At 38.9% G+C, this 16,292-nt stretch carries 15 protein-coding genes, 1 tRNA gene and 2 rRNA genes; 16 read left to right on the forward strand and 2 right to left on the reverse strand.

Annotated features, from left to right (window positions below; all coding sequences use genetic code 11):
* Together VEHSUH06_RS03470 and rrf are read left to right on the forward strand one after the other, a co-directional pair.
* Positions 1-147 (forward strand): 23S ribosomal RNA (locus tag VEHSUH06_RS03470); the annotation flags it as partial.
* 75 nt (positions 148-222) lie between these two features.
* Positions 223-339: ribosomal RNA gene (gene rrf / locus VEHSUH06_RS03475) — 5S ribosomal RNA — on the forward strand.
* Between the two features lie 730 nt (positions 340-1,069).
* Here rrf and VEHSUH06_RS03480 read toward each other — a convergent pair.
* Both VEHSUH06_RS03480 and VEHSUH06_RS03485 read right to left on the reverse strand, forming a co-directional pair.
* Positions 1,070-1,279, reverse strand: coding sequence for a molybdopterin-binding protein (locus VEHSUH06_RS03480; protein WP_105085362.1), 210 nt, complete (start codon positions 1,277-1,279; stop codon positions 1,070-1,072).
* Positions 1,280-1,381: 102 nt separating this feature from the next.
* Positions 1,382-1,455 (reverse strand) — tRNA-Gly (locus VEHSUH06_RS03485).
* A gap of 136 nt (positions 1,456-1,591) precedes the next feature.
* Between VEHSUH06_RS03485 and VEHSUH06_RS03490 the strand changes: the two genes are divergently transcribed.
* The 14 genes from VEHSUH06_RS03490 (at position 1,592) to rsmI (ending at position 16,259) form a co-directional block, all read left to right on the forward strand.
* On the forward strand, positions 1,592-2,917 hold the full coding sequence (locus tag VEHSUH06_RS03490) for a PepSY domain-containing protein (RefSeq protein ID WP_105097778.1): 1,326 nt from the start codon (positions 1,592-1,594) through the stop codon (positions 2,915-2,917).
* Between the two features lie 150 nt (positions 2,918-3,067).
* Positions 3,068-4,225, forward strand: a complete 1,158-nt coding sequence (gene nhaA / locus VEHSUH06_RS03495) for a Na+/H+ antiporter NhaA (RefSeq protein ID WP_105097779.1) — start codon at positions 3,068-3,070, stop codon at positions 4,223-4,225.
* 36 nt (positions 4,226-4,261) lie between these two features.
* On the forward strand, positions 4,262-5,434 hold the full coding sequence (nhaA, locus tag VEHSUH06_RS03500) for a Na+/H+ antiporter NhaA (protein ID WP_105097780.1): 1,173 nt from the start codon (positions 4,262-4,264) through the stop codon (positions 5,432-5,434).
* 261 nt (positions 5,435-5,695) lie between these two features.
* Entirely contained in the window at positions 5,696-6,304 is a 609-nt protein-coding gene (locus VEHSUH06_RS03505) for a 3D domain-containing protein (protein ID WP_105097781.1), read from the forward strand.
* A gap of 220 nt (positions 6,305-6,524) precedes the next feature.
* Positions 6,525-7,343 carry a pur operon repressor gene (gene purR / locus VEHSUH06_RS03510; RefSeq protein WP_060924833.1) on the forward strand — a complete coding sequence of 273 codons (819 nt, stop codon included), beginning with the start codon at positions 6,525-6,527 and terminating at the stop codon, positions 7,341-7,343.
* 128 nt (positions 7,344-7,471) lie between these two features.
* Positions 7,472-8,845 carry a bifunctional UDP-N-acetylglucosamine diphosphorylase/glucosamine-1-phosphate N-acetyltransferase GlmU gene (glmU, locus tag VEHSUH06_RS03515; protein ID WP_105097782.1) on the forward strand — a complete coding sequence of 458 codons (1,374 nt, stop codon included), beginning with the start codon at positions 7,472-7,474 and terminating at the stop codon, positions 8,843-8,845.
* 125 nt (positions 8,846-8,970) lie between these two features.
* Positions 8,971-9,924 carry a ribose-phosphate pyrophosphokinase gene (locus VEHSUH06_RS03520; RefSeq protein WP_105097783.1) on the forward strand — a complete coding sequence of 318 codons (954 nt, stop codon included), beginning with the start codon at positions 8,971-8,973 and terminating at the stop codon, positions 9,922-9,924.
* 10 nt (positions 9,925-9,934) lie between these two features.
* A complete protein-coding gene (gene pth / locus VEHSUH06_RS03525) occupies positions 9,935-10,513 on the forward strand; it encodes an aminoacyl-tRNA hydrolase (RefSeq protein ID WP_105097784.1) in 579 nt (192 codons plus the stop codon).
* 57 nt (positions 10,514-10,570) lie between these two features.
* Positions 10,571-12,052: an aminotransferase class I/II-fold pyridoxal phosphate-dependent enzyme gene (locus VEHSUH06_RS03530; protein ID WP_105097785.1), complete on the forward strand. Its 1,482-nt coding sequence runs from the start codon at positions 10,571-10,573 to the stop codon at positions 12,050-12,052.
* 2 nt (positions 12,053-12,054) lie between these two features.
* Positions 12,055-12,741 (forward strand): thymidylate kinase, encoded by a 687-nt coding sequence (locus VEHSUH06_RS03535; protein WP_105097786.1) that lies wholly within the window; start codon positions 12,055-12,057, stop codon positions 12,739-12,741.
* A gap of 75 nt (positions 12,742-12,816) precedes the next feature.
* Positions 12,817-13,857, forward strand: a complete 1,041-nt coding sequence (locus VEHSUH06_RS03540) for a hypothetical protein (protein WP_105097787.1) — start codon at positions 12,817-12,819, stop codon at positions 13,855-13,857.
* Positions 13,858-14,703 carry a stage 0 sporulation family protein gene (locus tag VEHSUH06_RS03545; protein ID WP_105097788.1) on the forward strand — a complete coding sequence of 282 codons (846 nt, stop codon included), beginning with the start codon at positions 13,858-13,860 and terminating at the stop codon, positions 14,701-14,703.
* Positions 14,696-15,421, forward strand: a complete 726-nt coding sequence (locus VEHSUH06_RS03550; protein ID WP_105097789.1) for a tRNA1(Val) (adenine(37)-N6)-methyltransferase — start codon at positions 14,696-14,698, stop codon at positions 15,419-15,421. Before VEHSUH06_RS03545 ends, VEHSUH06_RS03550 begins: the two co-directional genes overlap by 8 nt.
* Entirely contained in the window at positions 15,411-16,259 is an 849-nt protein-coding gene (rsmI, locus tag VEHSUH06_RS03555) for a 16S rRNA (cytidine(1402)-2'-O)-methyltransferase (protein WP_105097790.1), read from the forward strand. Before VEHSUH06_RS03550 ends, rsmI begins: the two co-directional genes overlap by 11 nt.
* Positions 16,260-16,292 lie beyond the last annotated feature (33 nt).

Below are 16,292 nucleotides of genomic sequence, written 5' to 3' on the forward strand. Positions count from 1 at the left end.
ATCTAAGCGTGAAACCAGCCTTGAGATGAGGTTTCTCATAGCATAAGCTAGTAAGATCCCATGTAGACGACATGGTTGATAGGCCAGGTGTGGAAGAGCCGTGAGGTTTGGAGCTGACTGGTACTAATAGATCGAGGGCTTTACTTAAATAAAACATTAAGCAGACATGTGCAACAAATATATATACTTCTATGTGGTTTTCAGAGTACAAACTCTGACAGATTCAGTGGCGATGGCTATGAGGATCCACCTGTTCCCATCTCGAACACAGTAGTTAAGCTCATAAACGCCGAAAGTACTTGGCTGGAGACGGCCTGGGAGGATAGGAAGCCGCTGATTGACTAAAAGAAAAAGGTCTACCTAAAGGTAGGCCTTTTTCTTTTTGCTAGTCTTCGACTAGCTAATCCTACTAGAGCCGTCTCCGGCCAAGGTTGTACAAGTATTATCTATGGATAGTAATTATAGGACGGAGCTGGGAAAAGTAGGGCAGTAGAAGATGGAGGAGTAAAACGACGACAGATTCACTGCATCACTTTCTTCCGAACGTAAGATTTACCGAACTGCGAAGCAGAGAAGGGAAATCCACAGTGAGGAAGCAAGTAGGGCCACCGTACAGTAATTAGACCTAAGCGATGCGTACGTCCATTGCATCAGGTTCGACGAAGCCCTATGGTTTATTTTGTACATTGGCATAATGCATTATACATCACCATGGGCGAGTGTGATAGGAAGCCGCGGCTAGTGGTAGGAGGCAAACTAAATCTACACGGTAACGCGGCACAACGTGCCAATGTTACCGAACCGTAAAGCAGTTGAGTAAGTCTAAAATTATGTAAATTCGCTTTATATACCCGATACCGCGGTGCGTAAGCACCAATGGTATCGTATATAAAATAGTTGAGTAAGTCTATAAATTGGTAAATATATCTTCTATTGTAGTAATTATATAAAACATAAAAGCCCTATAAGCTAGTTAATAACAGCTTACAGGGCTCATTTTTATTCCTATCAATTTAATACAAAATTAATTTATATACAAAAAAGAGCCGCCGAAGCGACTCTAGTTTTATTATTCTACACCAACCATTACGCTAGTGGATTTGATAACAGCCACAACTTCTTTGCCAACTGTTAAGCCTAATTCCTTAACGGATTGAACTGTAATATCAGCTGTAAGAATGTTATCGTTACCTACATTAATCTTTACAATTGCGTTTACAGCACCTTCTTGAATTTCAACGATTGTACCTTTTAATTGGTTTCTTGCGCTTAATTTCATGGAGTACTCCTTGTAAAAAAATATACAATATAAATCTATATTTATTATATCATTATACAAAAAAATAACCGTGATGTATATCACATCACGGAATTTTATATATGGAGCGGGCGAAGGGAATCGAACCCTCCTCTCAAGCTTGGGAAGCTCGCATTCTACCGATGAACTACGCCCGCATGATGTACATATTGTATCATACTATAATATATACATTCAAGTGGAGCTTGTTTATATACTCTATACCCATAGTGGTTGTTGTATTGTATTGATATAAGAATAGGTGTATAAAATAATGAGAAAGGAGGCATATGTATGTCAAAAATTTATAAAATTCATAAATGGTTATCTATAGTTTCTGTGCTATTTTTCTTAATGTTTTGTATTACAGGTCTTGTCCTCATGTTTCGAACTGAATTAAATGCATGGGCTCAAGGAGGGTCACATCATTCCTCGTTATCAATGGCGATGAGCCAACAAGAAATGTCTATTTTTAATTATGCTGATGAAGGTGCCCTATTAGTGAAAGAAAAATATCCGTCTAAGGATATTTTAAATATTTCTCCAGCTATGGGGGCTACACATATTTTACGGTATCGTATTATTGATTCTTCCGCAACTGTAGCACCTCCAGCGCGTATGGGGATGGGAGGGGATTATGTATTATATAACCCTAAAACAGAGTCCCTCATTACTACACATCATGAAACGCCTGCGCATCCTTGGGTTCGAAGTGTGTTACATACGCTTCACCAATTACATACTCGATTAGATCTTGGCAAAACAGGAATTTATATTGTAACAATTTTATCTTTAGTATGTGGGTTATCTATTATTTCTGGTATTTTTTTATATGGTCCATTTCGTAAAAGCTTTGCCAAATCTACTGTATTGTCTAACTATATGAAATTAAGTACATTACACCGAGAATTTGCTATGGTTGCCACTGTATGGGGATTCATATTATGCATTACAGGTGTATGGATAGGTGGATTTTTTATTGCTAATGACAGCTATAATGCAGATGTACTACACACTGCAAAGCAAGAACTTTCAGTTGGTCAATCTGACATTTTACAACCATCTGAAGCTATCTCTCGAATTATGAAAGCATACCCAGATCGTCAGCTTATATCTATAGATTATCCATCTAAATTTAATAATCATCATTATGCATTTTATTTAGGTGCTGAAAATGATGATGATCCAGCTATGTTCTTGGGCCAACCAGTCTATGCTAATTTATATACTGATTCTACTAAGGATATGTATTCTACAAAAAATATCCCCTGGTATTTTACGGGCATGACTACAATGATTAATCTCCATATTCATAATCATAATACGATGGCTCTTAAAATATTATGGGCCATCTGGGATATTGTTCTTATTGTAGGCATTGTGACTGGTATTATTATGACTATTAAAAAGAAATTTGGCAGAGCTAGTGCTACAGAATCTAAAGTATCGGCTGATATAAAACATGTTTGGTGTACACCAATCTGTTGTGGTACCTTAGTATTACTTGGATTTATTATGCCACTTTGGTCCAATCCAGTTACAAATACTATAGCAGGTATTTGTTTAACTATTCCTCTAGTAGTATTTTTTATTTCTTTAATTAGAGGATTTAATCATTAATTTATTGTATATTTTATCCACTTAATCAATGAGGTTCATCATTAGTTTATTGATTTATTTCGAACTAAAATGATAAAATAATATATATTAGTTATAATTTTATGTAGTAAAATTTGTATTTATTTTATGATTGAGAAAGTGGTAGTTACTATGAATTATATAAAAGCATTTTTCCAATCAGAGTCTGCAGGTGGGATATCACTCCTGTCCGCGGCTATTTTAGGTGTGCTCGTTGCTAACTCACCAATGGCTGATCAGTACTTTGCTACTATGCAAATACATCTTGGTCCTATGACCATATTAGAATGGGTAAATGACGCATTAATGGCGTTATTTTTTCTATATGTTGGTATAGAGATTAAGAAGGAAATGATTTCTGGCGAGCTAGATACTAAGCACAAACGAGTACTTCCTGTATTAGCTGCATTTGCGGGTGTTTTTACTCCAGCTATAGTATATTACTTTGCCGCTGGGTATATGCCTGAGTTTAGACATGGTTGGGGGATTCCAACTGCTACAGATATCGCATTTGCTATAGGCGTTATTACAATGCTTGGGAATATGGTATCTTCAGCGATGAAAGCCTTCTTAGCTGCTTTAGCTGTTATTGATGATTTAATTGCTATAGTGGTTATTGCTCTCTTTTATGGAGCAGGCGTCAATTTTATGGATTTAATAGCTGCAGCTGCGGTAACAGGTTTATTGGTATATACTAATAAACAAGGCTATTTACGACCATTACCGTATTGTGTACTCGGTTTAGTTCTTTGGTATCTTGTTTTGAAATCCGGTGTTCATGCTACTATTGCTGGTGTTGTACTAGCCATGACGATTCCATTTAAAGGTAAAGTTTTGGATAAAGTAGTATATCCAATGGAGGAATGGGCTCATGCCTTAAAAAATTGGGTAAACTTCTTTATTATTCCACTATTTAGTTTCTTAAATGCTGGTGTATCTTTTGCTGATTTCTCTATGGAAAACTTATTCCATCCAGTGATCATAGGTGTTTCATTAGGTTTAATTTTAGGTAAGCAATTAGGCATATTCTCTGCCGTGTATATTTTGGTTCAATCTAAAGCGATTAAAATGCCATCTAATACGACATGGCCTGAGATTTATGGTACAGCCATTTTATGTGGTATCGGCTTTACTATGAGTCTCTTTGTTGCGACATTAGCTTTCCCACCGGGTATAACTCAAGAAATGGCTAAGGTAGGTATCTTTATAGGTTCTATTGTAGCTGGTTTACTAGGTGCAGTTGTTTTAACTTTAGCTTACCAAATACGCAAGATGCGTGGTAAAATTTAATAAGGTAATCTTTTTGAAAGTATAGAAAGGATTCAAATGGAACGCATATTTGTATTCTTACGTTCTCCAGGTGCAGCTACGTCTGTATTATTAGGAGCAACAGTACTCGCTTTAATTTTAGCGAACTCTCCATCATCTGAACAATACTTCCAGATTGTTAATCATCATATCGGTAATTTAACAATTCTTGAATGGGTTAATGATGCTTTGATGGCCATATTCTTCCTATTTGTGGGACTCGAAGTTAAGCGTGAGTTAGTAGCAGGTGAGCTTAATACGAATGCCAAGCGTGTAATGCCTGGTATTGCTGCTTTGTTCGGTGTTCTTACACCAGCTTTTATTTACTACTTAATTGCAGGTTTTGATCCCGAATATATTCATGGGTGGGCTATACCGACGGCTACAGATATTGCATTCTCTATCGGTATCATCTCTGCATTAGGCTCTCGAGTGCCGAACTCTATGAAGGTATTTTTAACAGCTCTTGCTGTTATTGATGATTTAATGGCTATTATTGTAATCGCCATTTTCTATGCTGCAAGTATACAAACATTCTATTTAGTAGCTGCAGCGGTAGTTGTAGGTGCGTTAATTTACTGTAACAAACAAGGCTATGTAAGACCTTTACCATATATCATTTTAGGTTTTATCCTTTGGTATTGTGTATTAAAATCTGGTCTACATGCTACTATGGCAGGTGTAATTTTAGCCATGACAATTCCTGAAAAAGGTAAATGTGGGCGTAAATACGTTCGTCCGATGCAGCATTGGGAACATCTACTATCGAACTGGGTTAGTTTCCTAATCGTACCAATCTTTGCCTTCTTTAATGCAGGTGTAGATTTACGTAATGTAACTATTAATGACTTATCGCATCCGGTAGTACTTGGTGTAGCATTAGGTCTTATCCTTGGTAAACAACTTGGTATCTTCGGAGCCGTATTTGCTATGGTAAAATGTGGTCTTGTGCCAATGCCAACAGAAGCAAATTGGAAACATGTATATGGTACTGCTATTGTATGTGGTATCGGTTTCACAATGAGTATCTTCGTATCTATTTTGGCCTTTGATCCAGGACATGCTCAAGAGATGGCTAAAGGTGGCGTAATTTTAGGCTCCTTAATCTCTGCCGTACTTGGCTATGTATTCTTACGAATTGTTGGTGCGAATCGTAAGGAATGCCATATCGGTGTATATCATAACTGCTAAAATTAAATAAATGTATTACATCTCCACTGTAGTCTGAACAGTATTTCAAATTTAGAAGAATAATTCTAAATGAAAACTTTATCAGTATGCAGTGGAGATTTTTCATTGTTACCCTATATTCTTATGATATATATGTGATACACCTTTGAGATCTTTATTAATAGCTTAATATATATGCATTTTTGATATTGATAGAGAATTTATGGTTTATAGATTATTTAAAACTATATAGTATACTACTTGTTGTAAGGTGAGGTGTATATGGTAAAGAAAATAATTATTGCATGTACGCTTGTTTGTATGACTGCTATGGTATCTTCGGATGTATTAGCAAAAACTATTGAACGTGGACAACGGGGGCATCATGTTAGTAAGGTGCAAACCATGTTAAAGCATCAAGGTTTTTTGCATGATTCTGTAGATGGCATTTATGGTCATAACACAGAACAGGCCGTACGAAAATTTCAAAAGTCAAAGGGACTCGCTGTCGATGGGCGAGTTGGTCCTGTAACAATGAATGCTTTAGAAAAGATAGAGACTCGATATGGTGGTCATGGTACAGCATTAAGTCATGATGGTGTGCCGAATAAATACTCTCGAGTATTAACTATGCAGGCTAGTGCTTATTCTGCTCAAGATCCTGGCAATGGAAATTATACGGCTACGGGCAGTCGCTTGAAAAAAGGGATTGTATCTGTGGATCCTAGATTGATTCCATTGGGCACAAGGCTATACGTTGAGGGCTATGGCTATGCTGTAGCTGACGATGTAGGTGGTGCTATTAAAGGTCATCGCATTGACTTGGCATATGATTCTCGCTCTGAAGCATTGCAGTTTGGTCGTCAAACTGTAAAGGTATACGTCTTATAATCGAAGCTCTCTAGTGTATTATTCTAAGATAGGTTTAATCGACTTATCTCAAGATATATGTACTAGAGAGTTTTTTCTTTTACCGAATTATAATGTTATCGAAAACTCGAATATTCGGAGATTATGGTATAATAAATAATAGATATATGGGAGGATAACTCATCATTTTTAATAAATGGGTGTATTCAATAGTTATATGATAAATGGTAAAGGAAAGTCTATGGATAAAGTACGGCGCGTGGAACGAATGGTGGCAATGACAAAATTGTTAGTTGATTCACCGCAAAAATTGATTCCTTTAAATTATTTTTGTGATTTCTTTGGCATGGCTAAATCTACAGTTAGTGAAGATTTAACCTGTGTTAGACAGTCTATGGAACACTTTCAACTGGGCACATTAGAAACAGTGGCTGGTGTGGCAGGCGGGGTACGTTTTATTCCTCATCGGAAGGGTACTCAAGCAAATGATATTCTACGAGATGTGCAAGCTCGTTTAATGGAACCAGATCGTATTATCCCTGGTGGGTTTATTTATATGTCTGATATCTTGTATGACTGGCATGTAATGACACGTCTTGGGGAAATCATAATGACTCGCTTTATGGACCGCAATCCAGATTATATTTTGACGGTTGAAACGAAGGGGATTCCTTTAGCTGTTATGGTAGCTAGAGCGTTTAATAAACCTCTCGTTATTGCTCGTCGTGATAGTAAAGTAACAGAAGGGTCTGCTATTAGTATTAACTATGTAACTGGCTCCTCTGGGCGTATTCAAACTATGACGCTTACTAAACGTGCTATTCCACCGAATGCTAGGGTTTTGATTATCGATGACTTTATGAAAGCTGGAGGTACAGCAAAAGGTCTTAAAGAACTTGTACTTGAAATGAGTGGTATTGTAGTTGGTACGGGTGTTCTTGTAGCAACGGCAGAGCCAAATCCAAAGTTAATAGATGATTATGAATCATTATTTACTTTCTATGGCATCGATGAAAATACAAAGAAAATAAGTATAGAGCCAGTATTTGATGAAGAATAAACGATTAATATTACATCCATTATAGTTAGCTATAATAACTCTATATTGAGTTTTAGTTTGCTGGCTAATATGATGAGATTAATAGTGTAAATGGTCTAGATATAAGAGATAACAGATAGGAGATTACTATGAATATTGCAAGCCTTATTTTAGCTGCTGGTAAGGGTACGCGCATGAAGTCTAAGTTGCCAAAAGTATTGCACAAAGTTGGTGGCAAAGCTATGGTAGAGCGCGTTCTTGAAACTGTTCAATCCATCGGTACTAATCGTGATGTTGTTATCGTTGGTTTTGGTGGTGATGCGGTACAAAATTATTTAGGTAATCGCGCTGAATTCGTTCGCCAAGAAGAACAAAATGGTACAGGGCATGCCGTAAAAATGGCTCAACCAGTGCTTGGTGATTATGATGGTACAATCTTATTATTGTGTGGTGATACTCCACTCGTTACAAAGGAAAGCTTAGAAGCTCTTTTAGAGGAGCACAAAAACTCTGGTGCAGCTGCTACGATTTTAACAGCACATATGCCTGACCCAACTGGTTATGGTCGCATTATTCGTAATGAAGCAGGTTCCGTAGTTCGCATTGTAGAACAAAAAGATGGTAAACCAGAGGAATTAGCCGTTCAAGAAGTAAATACTGGTATGTACGCCTTTGATAGCAAAAAATTATGGCCTTGCTTAGATCAACTATCTGATGATAATGCGCAAGGTGAATTGTATATCACGGATGTAGTAGGTATTCTCGTAAATGGTGGCGATAAGGTAAGCGCTTATATGACTAAAGACTTTGAAGAGTCTCTAGGAGTAAACTCTCGCTTGCAATTAGCTGAAGCTGAGGCTATTCTAAAACATCGTAAAAATGTTGAATTAATGACAGCCGGTGTAACAATTATCGATCCAGCCAATACTTACGTAGCCCCAGAGGTAACAGTAGGGGCGGATACAATCTTACATCCTGGTACAATACTTGAAGGCGATACTGTAATTGGTGAGCGTTGTGAAATTGGTCCACATACTCGTTTAACAAATGTGAAAGTTGGTAACGATACGATTATCCACTTCACTTATGGCCATGACTGCGAAGTAAAAGATGGTGTAGATGTAGGTCCATATGTTCACTTGCGCCCTAATACAGTACTGGGCAACAAGGTTCATGTAGGTAATTTCGTAGAGGTTAAAAACTCCAATGTTGGGGAAGGTACCAAGTTCCCACATCTTTCTTATATCGGCGACAGCGATGTAGGCGCTGGAGTTAACATCGGATGTGGTACAATTACTGTAAACTACGATGGTAAAGTTAAACACCGTACCACAATTGGCAATGGTGCTTTTGTTGGTTGTAATAGTAATTTAGTGGCTCCTGTAACTGTTGGTAATTACAGTTATGTTGGTGCAGGCTCTACTATTACTAAAAACGTGCCAGATAAGGCTTTAGCAGTAGGCCGCAGCAAGCAAATTGTGAAAGAAAATTGGGTAACAGACGATACTTTCAAAAAGAAATAAAAATTTTTCATATTTTTTAACACAATTATGGCAAAATAGTATACAATAAAAAGGCAATAGTGTGTATCTGTAATGGATGATTATGGATAAGTAACCAGTATAGGAACAAATGAAAGGGTATCAAAATGGCATTTGAAGACGGCAAAAAACTTAAGATTTTCACAGGTAATGCAAATCCAGCATTGGCAAAAGAAATTTGTGATTATTTAGGTTTGCCTTTAGGTGAAGCATTTGTAGGTCGCTTCAACAATGGCGAAGTACAAATTATGATTGATGAAAGCGTACGTGGCAAAGATGTATTTATCATTCAACCAACTAGCTATCCTGTAAACGATAATTTAATGGAATTAATGGTTATGGCTGATGCGTTGAAACGTGCTTCTGCACGCCATATTACCGCTGTGGTTCCTTATTATGGCTATGCTCGTCAAGATCGCAAAACTCGTGGTCGTGAGCCTATTACAGCTAAATTAGTAGCTAATTTGATGCAAACATCCGGTATTACACGTCTTGTAACAGTTGACTTACATGCGGGTCAAATTCAAGGCTTCTTTGATGTGCCTGTAGATCATTTATATGGTGCATCCATCTTGGCTAAATATATTAACGAAAAAAATCTTGAAGATGTTATCGTTGTTTCCCCAGACCTTGGTGGCGTAACACGTGCTCGTGACTTGGCTGACCGTATTGGTGCACCAATCGCAATTATCGAGAAAAAACGTCCTGAACCAGGCGTTGCTAAAGTTATGAACCTCATTGGCGACGTAAAAGGTAAAAACTGTATTATCGTTGATGATATCGTAGATACAGCTGGTTCCCTTGTAGAGGGTGCGAAAGCTTTGGAAGAGTTTGGTGCTAAATCTGTAACAGCTGCTGTTACTCATGCAGTATTAACAGATCCTGCTAGCGAACGCATTGCGAACTCTAACATTAAAGAGCTTATCGTTACAAATACAATGCCATTACCAGAAAATTGTAAATTGGAAAATGTTACACAATTGTCTGTTGCTCCATTGTTGGGCGAAGCAATTATGCGTATCTTCCATGAAGTATCTGTAAGTAATTTGTTTGACAAATAATAGGTGATTCTTGAAATTAGTAGTAGGCCTTGGTAATCCAGGCAAGCAATATGAAAAGACAAAACATAATATTGGATTTATGGTTGTCGATGCTATCGCTGATAGTGTTCCTCACACTCCTTGGAGGGAGGAACAACGAGCAGAGGTATGCAGTATTACCGTAAATGGTGAAAAGGTATTGCTTGTAAAGCCTCAAACATTTATGAATGTAAGTGGCGAATCTGTAGGGCCGTTGATGCGGTATTATAAGATTGATCCATCTGATGTGTATTGCATTTATGATGATATGGATTTACCAGTAGGCAAATTGCGAATTCGACCAAATGGTAGCTCTGGCGGTCACAATGGTATTAAGTCTTTAATATCTCACTTGGGAACAGAGAATTTCCCGCGCTTCCGCGTAGGCATAGGTCGTCCGTTACCACAGTGGACTGTCATAGATCATGTGTTAGCACCATTTAGTGAAGAGTCACAAGAGAAAGTACAAAAGGGTATCAAGGATACGGTGAAAGCTGTATTAGGTACATTAGAAGTGGGTATCGATAAGGGGATGAATCAATTCAATCCTAAACGTCGTCCACATCGATAAATACATGCATAAGGGCATGAGTCTCATAGAGATTCATGCCTTTTTTACGAGGTATATATGAGTAATCAAGAAAGAATGCCTTTTGTAGAGGCCTTAGAAGCATATAAAGAACAAGATTTTGTGCCTTTTCATACACCTGGTCATAAGATTGGTGTTGAAGCGCCTCAGTTACTAAAAGACTGGATGGGACCGGCACTGCCATATGATTTAGGGGTTATGTATGCTCTAGATGATTTACATGAACCTGAACGGGAATTAAAAGAGGCTCAAGATCTAACAGCTGAAATATATGGAGCTGATGATTGCTGGTTCTCTATTAATGGCACAACCGCTTTAATTGAAGCGATGATTATGGGAACCGTAGGTCCTGAGGAAACGATTATCATTCCTCGAGAAGCACATCGTTCCGTTATTAGTGGCTTAGTGTTATCTGGTGCCAAGCCTGTCTATATGGATTGCCAATTTGATGATCGGTGGGGTATCCCTTTAGGTGTATCAGTGGAGGATGCTGTTAAAACGATGGATGCTCATCCAGAGGCTAAGGCGATTCTCTTAGTGTATCCAAACTATTATGGTGTAGGTGTAGATATTGTAAAGATTGTAAAAGAAGCGCATAAACGAGAGATGATTGTTCTTGTTGATGAAGCGCACGGACCTCATTTACCATTTTCAGAAAATTTACCTGTTGAAGCCATTGCAGCAGGTGCAGACTTAGTGGCACAAAGTACGCATAAATCGGTAGGTTCTTTGACGCAAACCTCTTGGCTATTAGGCCAAGGCGAAAGAATTAATAAACGTCGTATTACACAAATGCATCAAATGCTACAAAGTACGAGTCCCAATTATATTTTCCTTGCCTCCTTAGATATGGCGCGTTATCAATTAGCCACCGAAGGTAAGGCGCTAATAAGTCGAACCGTAGAATTGAGCCTATATTTGCGTCATGAGCTCAATAAGATTTCAGGTATTACTACTATGGAATATATAGACATTCAAGAACGAGTAGTAAACTATGATTGTACAAAAGTACTAATTGATGCTAAAGCGCTTGGACTGACAGGTATTGAGTTTGAACGGATGTTGCGAGAATATCGTATTGAGGTAGAGTTAGTGCAAGCGCACCATGTGTTAGTACTCATTACTATTGGCGATACAAAAGAGTCTGTAACGTCTCTCATTCAAGCAGTACAAGCTATAAGTGATACGATATTACATACATCTAAAGTAGATAATAGTAACGTGGTGGAGAATGCAGAAAATCTTAGTAAAGATTCAGCTCTATTACCTGAGCCCGTCGTTCGTGTAACACCTCGCAATGCTATGTATGCTCATCGTGAGCAGGTTCCGTTAAGTGAAGCATTACATCGTATTGTTGGGGAGACTATAGCTTATTATCCCCCAGGGATTCCTTGTGTAGCCGTAGGTGAAGTGATTAGTGAGTCTGTGTTACAATATATAGAGAATCGAAAGGCTCTAGGTTATGTGCCGAATGGGGCCGATGATATGACATTAGAAACAATCTGGGTGTTACAGGAGTAATTATGGGGACTTTAATCATATTAGAAGGCGGAGATGGTAGTGGCAAAGCTACGCAAACTAAACTATTAGTAGAACGCTTAATCAAGGAAGGACATGCAGTTAAATCTGTAAGCTTCCCAAACTATGATAGCGGCGCTGCTATGCCTATTAAAATGTATTTAGCCGGTGAATTTGGTAAAGATGTACATGATGTAAACCCTTATGTGGCAAGTTCCATGTATGCTATAGATCGCTTTGCATCCTTTAGAACTGATTGGGAAGAGTTCTATAAAAATGGGGGCATCATTATTGCAGATCGCTATACGACGTCTAATATGGTGCACCAAATGGTAAAATACGATGATCAGAAGGAACGTACTGCATTTTTGGATTGGCTTGAAGACTTTGAATTTAAAAAGTTCGGATTGCCTACACCTGATGCGGTGTGTCTGTTAGATATGCCTCTTAAAGTCAGTGAAGCCCTTATGGCGGAGCGTACTGGCAAAACGGGAGGCAGTACAGGTGATATTCACGAAGGAAATCATCAGTACTTAGTAGCTGTTCACGATGCCTATGAAGAGCTAGTAGAACGCTACCAATGGCACCGCATCCCTTGTGCTAATAAAGATGAATTTAGTCAGTATACGTTGCGCACCATTGAAGAAATTCATAACGATGTATATCAAGCAGTAGTAAATCTACTGCCTTAGGATAGGGCGGCTCTTTTAAAAGTCGCCTTTTTCTTATATAATATTAATATTGAGCATGTATTGATAGGAGGAGCTATGACATATTTTGATTCTATAATTGGTCAAGATTCGATCAAGGCACACCTATCGGAACTTGTAAGTCGCAATGCATTACCACATAGCCTTTTGTTTTATGGTGAAGCCGGTCTTGGCAAGCTAGATATGGCCATAGGTCTTGCGTCTCTATTATTGGGGCGCCAAGTATTTTCTCAACCTAAGGGGACCGCTTATTTAGAGGCTGTTAAAGAAGCACGTCTTGCCAATGGTGAGACGGAAAAACGCATCGAAGCAGAAGGTTTGCCTATCTATATGGATAAGGGCGATGCCTTTTGGATTCGTCCTATGAAGACGACCTTAAAGGTGGATCAGTGGTATTCATTATTGCAAGATCATCTGTCAGTAGCAGGTAATGGTAACCGCGTTGTCATTGTGGAGGACTTTCACACGGCCAATGCAGTTATGGCAAATGCCATGCTTAAAACCATTGAAGAGCCGCCTGAACAGGTGTATTTCATCATAATTACGAACAAGATTAACACTGTGTTACCAACTATCATTTCTAGATGTATGGGCGTTGGCTTTAATAGTGTTGATGTAGATACGATTCGGAAGGCTCTTGTAGCTCGTGGAATCACTGGTGATATGGAGCAGGCTTTGTTAGCAGGTCATGGTAATCCACAGTTAGTGGAGAAACTGGCTACTCAAGGTCGCATTGAAATGCTAGAGTTAGCAGTTAAAGTGATGGATATCCTCGCCTTAGAAACGAGATGGTTTTCTATGATTTCACTAGCTTGTGAAAGCTTACCTCGTGAAAGTCTAACCGAGTTAATGCACTGGCTACGTCTTGTGAGTAGAGATATGATGGCTCTTAAAATGGGGGCCCAAGACGCACAATTACAAGTACCAATGTACAAAACTCAATTATTACGATTATTACCGCGCTGGTCTATGCAAGCACTGTCAGAGGTTATCACCGAAACATTGCAAGCAGAACGGGCTTTGCGCTTACACATAAAAACCGCTCTCGTGGTGGACGGTCTCAGTATCGCCCTTCATGATGCTCGGGAGGAGGATTAAATGCTAACCATAGTTGGCGTACGCTTTAAAAAGGCAGGTAAGATTTATTATTTTCTGCCTGAACAATTAGAATTATCTGTTGGAGATGGGGTTATCGTTGAAACGGCACGTGGCGTTGAATACGGTACGGTTGTGATTGGACCAAAAGAGGTCTTTGAAGATGCTGTTGTAGCCCCTGTTAAGCCTGTTATTAGAAAGGCAACTCCAAAGGATTTGAAACAAATCGAGAAAAATAAAGAGCGCGAAGAAAAAGCCTATGAAATTTGTCTCGAAAAAATTGGAAAACGTAAGTTACCGATGAAGCTCATCAATGTGGAATACACATTCGATATGAATAAAATTATATTCTTCTTTACTGCGGAGGGTCGTATCGACTTCCGTGAGCTAGTTAAGGATTTAGCAACAGTATTTAGAACTCGCATCGAGTTGCGTCAAGTAGGCGTCCGTGATGAGGCTAAGGTTTTAAATGGTATTGGCGCTTGTGGTCGACCTTTATGTTGCTCTAACTTCTTAGGTGACTTCACACCTGTATCGATTCGAATGGCTAAGGACCAAAATTTGAGTCTGAATCCTACAAAAATTTCAGGTGTATGTGGTCGTTTAATGTGCTGTCTTAACTACGAAGACGACTTATATAAAAAAGGTGGCGACCTATATGTGAAGAAGGAACGCCCTCAAGCTCCTCAAGAGGTTGCACCTCCAGGGATTGGTAAAGAGGTTGTAACTGATGAAGGTATTGGTAAGGTCTTAAAGGTAAATCACCATAAACATACAGTGAAGGTACAGCTAGAAGCTGGCCGTACTATTGATTTGAAATGGTCCGAGGTGGCATTGCCTGATGAATGATCAAGAACGACTTGATGATTTAATTATAGATGGCTTACAGATTTATCAACGTTCTGATATGTTTCGCTTTTCCTTTGATGCTATAGCACTCATTCACTTTTGCCGTTTTAATAGTCGTCATACTTATGTTGATTTTGGAACGGGAACAGGTGTTATGCCGCTCATAGGGACGTCTTTAGGGGCGAGGCATATAACGGGCATAGATATCAACGAAACTCTTATTGAGTTAGCTCAGCGCAGTGTTGAGCACAATAGTAAACAAGATGTGGTAAAGATGTTGTGCGGCGATTATCGCCATATGTCTTACCGAGATGTACAAGATAAGCCCTTTGATGGCGTTATTGTAAATCCCCCTTTTTATGATTCTGAAAGTGGTGCAAAGCCTATCTCTGAAGAGCGGACTTTGGCACTTCATGATGGACATACAACATTGGAGGAGGTTTTGAAAGCTGTACAGTCCTTTATTAAGTGTAAAGGGCGCTTGTGGATGATTTATAGTGCTAGTCGCTTACAATATGTGCTACATGAATTAGAAGTAGCTAACTTTCAAGCTAAGCGAATTCGATTTATTCACGGTATGATAGATAAACCAGCGAAACTTGTGCTAATCGAAGCTATCTATCAAGGTCAGGCTGGACTTGTGCTAGAGTCGCCACTTATCGTTTACGAGAATCCTAATGTGTACACGAAGGAGGTGTCCTCTTGGTATGAACGATAACGAATGGGGCACCTTATACTTGGTGCCTACACCGATAGGTAATTTAGAAGATATGACGTATCGTGCAGTTCGCATCCTAGGTGAAGTCGATGCTATCGCCGCAGAGGATACGCGCCATACGGGTATATTATTAAAACACTTTGATATTAAGAAACCTTTGATTTCTTATCATGAACATAACAAGGAAGAAAAGGGTTCTTATATTATTGAGCTTTTATTAGAGGGACAGTCTATTGCTTGTGTTAGTGATGCGGGTATGCCAGCTATATCTGATCCAGGGGCTGACCTAGTAACAAAAGCGATTAAAGAAGGCATAACGGTAGTGCCATTACCCGGTGCAAATGCGGCGTTAACAGCGCTAATTGCATCCGGATTAGATACGAAATCCTTTACCTTTGCAGGATTTTTACCTAAACGGGGTAAACATCGGATTGAAGAATTACAACGACTTTCACAGGCGACGGGAACATTGATGTTTTACGAAGCCCCCCATCGATTGCAAGAGGTCTTACAAGATATGTATGAAGCCTTTGGCAATCGTTCTATTACGGTGGCAAGGGAGTTGACCAAGAAGTTTGAAACCTTTGTGCGCACCGATTTGGAACGTCTTGTAAATGATTTAGAACAGCTCACCTATAAAGGGGAATTCGTCCTCATCGTAGGTGGAGCTGATACAGTGAAATCTGACATTAGTGAAGTGTCAGATGAACCAGTATCTTATGTAGATGCTGTACAAGCCCTTGTAGAAACAGGGGTGCCTAAAAAAGAAGCAATTCGCCAGGTGGCAAAGCGATTTAACGTTTCCCGCCGGGATGTATATAATATTGTAGAACGTTAAACCTTCCCATTCGAAGGTTAGAAGGAGACTCAT

This window comes from Veillonella sp. S13053-19 (assembly GCF_002959835.1).
In the GTDB taxonomy this organism is placed as follows: domain Bacteria; phylum Bacillota; class Negativicutes; order Veillonellales; family Veillonellaceae; genus Veillonella; species Veillonella rogosae.

What these genes read in the sequence shown, in the direction of transcription:
- VEHSUH06_RS03480 (WP_105085362.1), bottom strand. Translation starts at nt 1,279, where the DNA reads ATGAAATTAAGCGCAAGAAACCAATTAAAAGGTACAATCGTTGAAATT.
- nhaA (WP_105097780.1), top strand. Translation starts at nt 4,262, where the DNA reads ATGGAACGCATATTTGTATTCTTACGTTCTCCAGGTGCAGCTACGTCT.
- VEHSUH06_RS03550 (WP_105097789.1), top strand. Translation starts at nt 14,696, where the DNA reads ATGAATGATCAAGAACGACTTGATGATTTAATTATAGATGGCTTACAG.
- VEHSUH06_RS03530 (WP_105097785.1), top strand. Translation starts at nt 10,571, where the DNA reads ATGAGTAATCAAGAAAGAATGCCTTTTGTAGAGGCCTTAGAAGCATAT.
- VEHSUH06_RS03535 (WP_105097786.1), top strand. Translation starts at nt 12,055, where the DNA reads ATGGGGACTTTAATCATATTAGAAGGCGGAGATGGTAGTGGCAAAGCT.
- purR (WP_060924833.1), top strand. Translation starts at nt 6,525, where the DNA reads ATGGATAAAGTACGGCGCGTGGAACGAATGGTGGCAATGACAAAATTG.
- VEHSUH06_RS03505 (WP_105097781.1), top strand. Translation starts at nt 5,696, where the DNA reads ATGGTAAAGAAAATAATTATTGCATGTACGCTTGTTTGTATGACTGCT.
- VEHSUH06_RS03545 (WP_105097788.1), top strand. Translation starts at nt 13,858, where the DNA reads ATGCTAACCATAGTTGGCGTACGCTTTAAAAAGGCAGGTAAGATTTAT.
- VEHSUH06_RS03490 (WP_105097778.1), top strand. Translation starts at nt 1,592, where the DNA reads ATGTCAAAAATTTATAAAATTCATAAATGGTTATCTATAGTTTCTGTG.
- VEHSUH06_RS03540 (WP_105097787.1), top strand. Translation starts at nt 12,817, where the DNA reads ATGACATATTTTGATTCTATAATTGGTCAAGATTCGATCAAGGCACAC.
- glmU (WP_105097782.1), top strand. Translation starts at nt 7,472, where the DNA reads ATGAATATTGCAAGCCTTATTTTAGCTGCTGGTAAGGGTACGCGCATG.
- nhaA (WP_105097779.1), top strand. Translation starts at nt 3,068, where the DNA reads ATGAATTATATAAAAGCATTTTTCCAATCAGAGTCTGCAGGTGGGATA.
- rsmI (WP_105097790.1), top strand. Translation starts at nt 15,411, where the DNA reads ATGAACGATAACGAATGGGGCACCTTATACTTGGTGCCTACACCGATA.
- VEHSUH06_RS03520 (WP_105097783.1), top strand. Translation starts at nt 8,971, where the DNA reads ATGGCATTTGAAGACGGCAAAAAACTTAAGATTTTCACAGGTAATGCA.